At 75.0% G+C, this 6659-nt stretch carries 8 protein-coding genes; 2 read left to right on the top strand and 6 right to left on the bottom strand.

The annotated features are described in order from the left end of the window. The 4 genes from DZF91_RS30300 to DZF91_RS30315 form a co-directional block, all read right to left on the bottom strand. On the bottom strand, positions 1–856 hold an 856-nt coding region (locus DZF91_RS30300; RefSeq protein WP_147341458.1), incomplete at its 3' end, for a Cmx/CmrA family chloramphenicol efflux MFS transporter. A gap of 373 nt (positions 857–1229) precedes the next feature. Continuing rightward, positions 1230–2024 (bottom strand): aldo/keto reductase, encoded by a 795-nt coding sequence (locus tag DZF91_RS30305; protein ID WP_117360508.1) that lies wholly within the window; start codon positions 2022–2024, stop codon positions 1230–1232. A 105-nt stretch (positions 2025–2129) separates the two neighbouring features. Further along, the gene (locus DZF91_RS30310) at positions 2130–2810 is read right to left on the bottom strand and encodes a flavin reductase family protein (RefSeq protein WP_117360509.1); all 681 of its coding nucleotides are present in this window, start codon (positions 2808–2810) and stop codon (positions 2130–2132) included. Between the two features lie 77 nt (positions 2811–2887). Next, the gene (locus DZF91_RS30315) at positions 2888–3367 is read right to left on the bottom strand and encodes a nitroreductase/quinone reductase family protein (RefSeq protein ID WP_117360510.1); all 480 of its coding nucleotides are present in this window, start codon (positions 3365–3367) and stop codon (positions 2888–2890) included. Between the two features lie 127 nt (positions 3368–3494). On the opposite strand from DZF91_RS30315, the gene DZF91_RS30320 reads away from it, so the two are divergent. Continuing rightward, positions 3495–4190, top strand: coding sequence for a TetR/AcrR family transcriptional regulator (locus DZF91_RS30320; RefSeq protein WP_117360511.1), 696 nt, complete (start codon positions 3495–3497; stop codon positions 4188–4190). On the opposite strand, the gene DZF91_RS40610 is transcribed toward DZF91_RS30320, so the two are convergent. Together DZF91_RS40610 and DZF91_RS30330 are read right to left on the bottom strand one after the other, a co-directional pair. Continuing rightward, a complete protein-coding gene (locus DZF91_RS40610) occupies positions 4187–4804 on the bottom strand; it encodes a GNAT family N-acetyltransferase (RefSeq protein ID WP_158588085.1) in 618 nt (205 codons plus the stop codon). The two genes, DZF91_RS30320 and DZF91_RS40610, sit on opposite strands and share 4 nt — an antisense overlap. Positions 4805–4903: 99 nt before the next feature. Next, positions 4904–5536: an alpha-ketoglutarate-dependent dioxygenase AlkB gene (locus DZF91_RS30330; RefSeq protein ID WP_117360512.1), complete on the bottom strand. Its 633-nt coding sequence runs from the start codon at positions 5534–5536 to the stop codon at positions 4904–4906. 80 nt (positions 5537–5616) lie between these two features. Here DZF91_RS30330 and DZF91_RS30335 point away from each other — a divergent pair, with 80 nt between their 5' ends. Further along, positions 5617–6501 carry a GNAT family N-acetyltransferase gene (locus DZF91_RS30335; protein ID WP_199486995.1) on the top strand — a complete coding sequence of 295 codons (885 nt, stop codon included), beginning with the start codon at positions 5617–5619 and terminating at the stop codon, positions 6499–6501. Positions 6502–6659: the final 158 nt, after the last annotated feature.

Here is a 6659-nt window from a genome sequence, read left to right on the forward strand (position 1 = left end):
CGTCCGCGAACGCCGCGAGCGCGGCCCACCCGGCGGCGAGGGCGACGCCGCCGCCCGCCAGGACGGCCCGGGGACGGGTGTCGGCGAGCCGTCCGGCCGCCGTCACCCCGGCGAACGAGCCCAGCCCGAACACCGCGAGCAGCGCCGGGACCCACCGGTCCCCGATCCCGGCCACGTCCGTGACCAGCGGCGCGAGGTAGGTGAACGCGCAGAACGTCGCCCCGTTCACCAGCGCGCCCACGCCGAGCACGAGCAGCACGCCCGGACGGCGCAGCACCCGCAGTTCGGGGCGGACGCCGGTTCGCGCGGACGACTCGTCCGGCACGGACGTCATGATCGCGACGAGCGCGGGCGCGGACACCAGCGCCACGGCCCAGAACGCCGCGCGCCATCCCCACAGGTCGCCGAGCAGCGCCCCGGCGGGGACGCCCGCGACGCAGGCGAGGGTGACGCCGCCGAGCAGGGTCGCGGTGGCGCGGCCCTTGGCGGCGGGGCGGACCATGGCGACGGCCGCCGCGACGGCGACCGCGAGGAACCCGGCGTTCGCCAGCGCCGCGACCACGCGGGTCGCGAGCAGCACGGCGAAGCTGGAGGTCAGCGCCCCGGCGACGTGGACGGCCAGGAACGCCGCCAGGAACAGCAGCAGCGCCCGGCGGCGCGGCCACCGCCGGGCGAGCGCCGCCATCAGCGGCGCGCCGACGATCATCCCGGCGGCGAACGCCGAGGTGAGGGCCCCGGCGGTCCCGACTGGGACGCCGGTGTCGCGGGCGAGGTCAGGCAGGAGCCCGGACAGCATGAATTCGGACGTCCCCTGGGCGAACACGGCCAGCGCGAGGACGTAAAGGGCGAACGGCACGACGACTCCGTCATGGAAGGCATGCGAGAACGGAAGCGGAGGAGCCGTGGAAGAACGGCCACCGCGAGGAAGCCCGCGCCGTGAAGGCCGCCGTGTGCACCGAACGCGGCAACGCGCCAAAGCGCGGCAACGCGGCAGCGCCGCAGTGCTGCAACGCCGAAGCGCGGCAGCGCGCGGCGGCGCGCCGGAGCGCGGCAATGCGTGGGAGCACGGACGGGCCGAGGAACGCGGGCGGGCAGAGCGCTCTACGCGGTGGTCAGGAGACCGGGGCGGCCACGCTGCTCAGTGCAGCGGACGCGCCGGTCGGAGAGAGCATGCCACCGCGTGCGGTGGCCGGCGTCTGGACGCCTCGGGGGAGGACATGCGCCCCACCCTACGCGAGCCGTTCGAGCATGGCGATCTCGGACTCGTCCAGCTCCAGGCGCACGGCGGCCATGTTCTGCTCCAGGTGGGTGAGCGACGCGGTGCCGGGGATCTGCACGAGCGTGGGGGAGCGGGCCAGGCCCCACGCCAGCGCGACCTGGTAGACCGACGCGCCGTGCCGCCGGGCGACCGTCCGCAGCGCCGGATCGGTGAACCGCACCCGTCCGCCGCCGAGCACCGAGTGCGCCACGTACATGACGCCCGCCTCGGCGCACTCGTCCACCAGCACGGCGTCGCTCTGGTCGTGGACGCCGAACCGGTTCTGGACGGCCGCGACCGGAGCGACCGTCCGCGCCCCGGCGAACTGGGCGCGGGTGACGTTCGACAGTCCCACCTCCCGGACGAGCCCCTCCTCCCGGAGCTTCGCGAGCTGCGCGAACCGCTCGTCCAGAGTCTCGTCCGGGCGGCCGCTCTGCAGGTAGACAAGGTCGAGGACGTCGCGGCCGAGTTCGGTGAGGTTCTGCTCGACGGCCGCGCGGACGTCCTGGCCGGGGCCGACCTTCGTCGCGAGGGTCAGCCCGTCCGGGTAGGGGCGCAGCGCCCGGCGCAGGATCTCGTTGGCGCGGCTGGCCCCGCGCGTGTAGAACGCGGCCGTGTCGATGTGCGTCACGCCCAGCTCGACGGCACGCCGGGCGACCGCGACGGCCGTCGTGTGATCCACCGGCTGCCGTCCCGGCATCCCCGGCAGGCGCATCGCGCCGAACCCCAGCCGCCCTTCGCCTCCGCGCCGGAATCCGCCCCCCATGGCAGACATCTTCCCAGCATGGCGGCCTGGCCACCGCGCCGTCCACCCGTTCGCGTCCGGCGACCCGCCCCGCGCGGGCCTGCGGACGTCCGCCGCGCCGGAGGCCTAGCCGACGCCGGTGGCGGTGGGGGTGGTGGCGGCGCGCTCGATGTCCTCGGTGCGGTACAGGTGCTCGGGAATCCCCGCGAGGCGGGACGGGTGGACCTGGTCGCCGAGGCCGTAGAACTTCTGGAAGCTCATGATCAGGGGACGCCAGCGGTCGGGGTCGATGCGGTCGGGGTGGCCGTCCATGGTGATCGACGGGTGGACGCGGACGCGCTGCACCCGCACCTCGAAGACCGTGCCCCAGCCGCCCAGGTCGGCGGCGATCTCCCGGGAGTCCTCCAGGACGGCCTCCATCGTCACCGGGCACTCGGCGACGCGCGGCGGCCGGACGGTCTCGGACGGCGCGGGCGTCAGGCCCGAGACGCCGAACTTGTCGCGGACGTGCCGGTAGCCGCGCCGGGCCTTGCCCGGCGAGACCGGGTCGGAGCCGGTCGTCAGCGCGAGCCGGTCCACGGCGCCGACCTGCGCGGTGGACGGCAGGTTGATCGTGCACTCGCCGGTCGCCAGCAGGTTCCGGGCCGTCTGGGACGAGGTGCCCATGCCGAGGACGCAGCGCCATCCCAGCCAGAACGCCGACGACATCGGCGCGAGGTTGGGGTGGCCCTCGGGGTCGGCGGTGCCGAGCAGGACCACCGGCGTGCCGAAGTACAGGATGCCCGGTTCGATGCCGATGTGTTCCATGAGTCCACTGTCGCGGCGGGCCCGGGCCGGACGCTGGCGGTAATCCGACATCGCGTTGCGGCGGCGCGCGACGGGGATCAGTGGATGCGGAAGACGGGGACGCCGGGGGCGATCGCGACGAGCTGCTCGTCGGTGGCGTGCTTGGTCAGGCCGTCCATGAGGGCGGAGACCTCCCAGGCCCACTTGTCCATGTAGGCGCGGATGACCGGGAGCTTGTCGGCGTCGTCCAGCTCGGTGACGGTGATGTCCTCGACCCTGCGGCCGAGGCGGAGCTGCCCGCCGCCCGCCACCCGGATGTTGCGCACCCACTGCGTCCGGCCGCGCGGGGAGATCAGGTAGCGCTCGCCGCCGAGCGTCAGCGGGTTCACCGGGTTGGTGCGCCACTCGCCGGACGTCCGGCCGCGCACGGCCAGCTCCCGGGAGCCCATGAGGCTGACGCCGTGGTGGGCGAGCCGTCCGATGAACCGGTTGAACGCGAGGACGAACCGTCCGCCGGGGGGAACGAGGCGGTCGCGCACGTCCGCCGGGGCGGTGGGCCGGGGCTTCAGGTCGTTCATCGGGTCTCCCTCATTTTGGAGAGCGGTGCTCTCGACTAAGAGCATCATGCTGGCCCCGGCGCCACGAAGTCAAGAGCAGTGCTCTCAAAATTGTCCGGCGCTCTGATCTCGTGCCAGACTGGGGCCCATGAACGCGAGCCGAACCGCACGAGAACGCGCCCGGGCCGAACTCACCAGGGAGATCAAGGAGGAGGCGCGGCGGCAACTGGCCGCGTCCGGCGCGCAGGGGCTGTCACTGCGCGCGGTGTCCCGGGCGCTGGGGATGGTGTCGTCCGCGCTGTACCGGTACTTCCCGAGCCGCGACGAGCTGCTCACCGCGCTGATCGTGGACGCCTACGACGCGGTCGGCGAGCGCGCGGAGAAGGCCGACCGGCAGGCCGCCGAGGACGGCCCCCGCGCGCGCTGGCGAGCCGTCTGCGGCGCGCTGCGCGACTGGGCGGTCGAGCATCCGCACGAGTACGCGCTGATCTACGGCTCCCCGGTGCCCGGCTACGCGGCCCCCGAGGACACCATCGCCCCGGCCACGCGCTTCCCGTTCGTCCTGATGGGCATCGCGCAGGACGCCGCGCGGGCGGGACACCTGGACGTCCGGGCCCCCGAGCCCGCCCCCGGCCTCGCCGGACAGCTCCGCACGATCACCGAGGCCGCCGCCCCGGACGTCCCGCCCGTCGCGATGGCCCGCCTCGCCGCGCTCTGGTCGCAGCTCACCGGCCTGATCAGCTTCGAGCTGTTCGGCCAGTTCGCCAACACCCTCGACCCGGCCGACGACTTCTTCGCCTACACCGTCGACCGCATGGCCGACGACCTCGGCCTTCCCGCCTAACCGCGCGGGCCGGAGGGGGCCGATCCACCGGACGGGCCGGTCCTGTCGGGCGGGCCGGTCCGGTCGGGCGGGGTCGTCCCGTCGGACGGCCCGGTCCGGCGGAGCGTCATGCGGTAGCGGAAGTCGGTGTAGGGCGGGCCGAGCATGGACGGCCGGGACGTGCCGTCCGGGGCGAGGCCGTGGCGCTCGTAGAAGGAGCGGGCGCGGATGTTCTCGTCCAGCACCCAGAGCACCAGCGCCGGGACGTGGACCGGGACCGCCTCGATCGTCCGGCGCAGCAGGGCCGTCCCGATGCCGCGCCGCCAGCTCGCGGGCCCGAGGTACATCATGTACAGCTCCCACGCGCGGTCGGGGCCCAGGTCGGGGTCGCGCGACGGGCCGGACGCCGCGAACCCGGCGACCTCGTCCGCCACGTCGGCGACCAGCACCGTCACCCCGGAGCCGGGCGCGGTGCGCTCCCTCCAGCCGCCGACGCGCTGCGTCCAGTGCAGGGCGTCCAGCTCGGCGTCGGGCAGGACGCCGCGGAAGGCGATCCGCCAGGCGTCGACGTGCACCTTCGCGATGGCCTCGGCGTCCTCGGGGGTGGCGTGCCGCAGGTTCATGCGGCCGATCATGCCCGATCCGCGCCCGCCGATGCCGGGCCATCCGCTCCGATGCCGGACCGCCCGACCCGGTCCCGGGCAGTCCCGCCCGAGCCGGTGGCGGGTCGGGTGTCAGCGGACGCCGCGCGGGCGGAACTGGACGCTGATCCGCGGCCCGAGCGGGCGGGCCGACTTCGGGACGGCGTGCTCCCATGTCCGCTGGCAGCTTCCGCCCATGACGATCAGGTCGCCGTGCCCGATGTCGTAGCGCAGCGTCGGGCCGCCGCCGCCCGCCGGGCGCAGCAGCAGCGGGCGCGGGGTGCCGAGCGAGACGATCGCGACCATCGTGTCCTCGCTGCGCCCGCGCCCGATGCGGTCGCCGTGCCAGGCGACGCTGTCGTTCTCGTCCCGGTAGAGGCACAGGCCCGCCGTGCGGAACGGCTCGCCGAGCTCGTCGCGGTAGTGGGCGGTGAGCAGGTCGCGCGCCTCGTCCAGGACGGGGTCGGGCAGCGGTTCGGTCTCGCCGTAGAACGCCAGCAGGCGCGGCACGTCCACGACGCGCTCGTACATGCGCCGCCGCTCGGCCCGCCACGGGACGTCCGCCATGAGCCGCGTGAACAGCGCGTCCGCCCCGGCGAGCCAGCCGGGACGCAGGTCGATCCACGCGCCGTGCGCGAGCGGCGTGCGCCGCACGTGCGCGCCGAGCCCGCGCGGCCCGCCCTCGGCCCCGACGTCCAGCAGCGACCCCTGGAAGACACCGTTCATGCGTCCAGCTTATCGAACCTGTGTTCGATCATCGCGGCGGAGGGGGTGCGAACGGCGCCGCCGTCTCCGATCATGAAGTGATGGACTCCGTACGGATCAGGCCCATGACCACCGACGACCTGCCCGCCGCGCAGCAGGTCTTCGCCGCCGCCTTCCTGGAGGTCGACCGCCTGGGCAGGCGCTGGAACGACCCGGAGCCCGAGCCGCAGGGCGCGGACGCCGCCCGGACGTGGCTCGCGCGGATGGACCACCTGCTCGCCGCCGACCCCGCCGGCTGCGTCGTCGCGGAGGAGGACGGCGGGCTCGTCGGGTTCGCCGTCTCGCAGAACCGGGGCGGCGTCTGGTACCTGGCGGTCTACGCCGTCCAGCCGGGCATCCAGTCCAAGGGCGTCGGGAAGCGGCTGCTGGACGCCGTCCTCGACCACGCGGACGGCCGTCCCGGGATCTTCTCGGCGTCGGCGCATCCGGGCGCGACCCGCCGCTACCGCCTCGCGGGCTTCACGCTCCACCCGATGATGCGGATGGTCGGACGCGTCGAGCGCTCCGCCCTCCCGGTCGTCCAGGGCCTGCGCGACGGGCGTCCCGACGACCTGGAATGGATGGACGCCCTGGACGGGCGCCTGCGCGGCGGCGGCCACGGCCCCGACCACCGTTACCTGCTGGAGAACGCGCGGCTGATCGTGTCCGCGGCGCCGGACCGGCGGCCGGGCTACGTCTACCTGGACGAGGCCCTGGGCCGTCCCGTGCTGCTGGCCGCGGACGACCCCGGGACCGCCGGGAACCTGCTCTGGGACGCGCTCGCGCACACCCGCGGCGAGACGCTCGTCGACTCCATCACCGTCGCGAACGACTGGGCGGTGGACGTCGGCCTGGCCGCGCGCCTGGACCTCGACCAGAAGGGGTACCTCGCCCTGCGCGGAATGTCCGAGCCCGCGCCGTACCTGGCGGACGGCTACGTGCTCTGACCGACTCCCAGCCGAGCGGCGAGGCGCGCGCGAAGCTCGCTGAGCCGGCCGATCTCCGCGTCCAGCGCCGCCAGCCGCGCGCTCGCCACCCCGCCACCGCCCGGTTCGCACGCCACCCCGCCGCCCCTGCCTGCCGCGCCGCTCCCGCCGCCCTGACC

The organism is Actinomadura logoneensis, from assembly GCF_003428695.1.
Lineage (GTDB): Bacteria > Actinomycetota > Actinomycetes > Streptosporangiales > Streptosporangiaceae > Spirillospora > Spirillospora logoneensis.

Bases quoted from the DNA above. Each gene is read 5' to 3' on its own strand.
- DZF91_RS30305 (WP_117360508.1), bottom strand. From the start codon at position 2,024: ATGGGGGGCGGATTCCGGCGCGGAGGCGAAGGGCGGCTGGGGTTCGGC.
- DZF91_RS30310 (WP_117360509.1), bottom strand. From the start codon at position 2,810: ATGGAACACATCGGCATCGAACCGGGCATCCTGTACTTCGGCACGCCG.
- DZF91_RS30315 (WP_117360510.1), bottom strand. From the start codon at position 3,367: ATGAACGACCTGAAGCCCCGGCCCACCGCCCCGGCGGACGTGCGCGAC.
- DZF91_RS30320 (WP_117360511.1), top strand. From the start codon at position 3,495: ATGAACGCGAGCCGAACCGCACGAGAACGCGCCCGGGCCGAACTCACC.
- DZF91_RS40610 (WP_158588085.1), bottom strand. From the start codon at position 4,804: ATGATCGGCCGCATGAACCTGCGGCACGCCACCCCCGAGGACGCCGAG.
- DZF91_RS30330 (WP_117360512.1), bottom strand. From the start codon at position 5,536: ATGAACGGTGTCTTCCAGGGGTCGCTGCTGGACGTCGGGGCCGAGGGC.
- DZF91_RS30335 (WP_199486995.1), top strand. From the start codon at position 5,617: ATGGACTCCGTACGGATCAGGCCCATGACCACCGACGACCTGCCCGCC.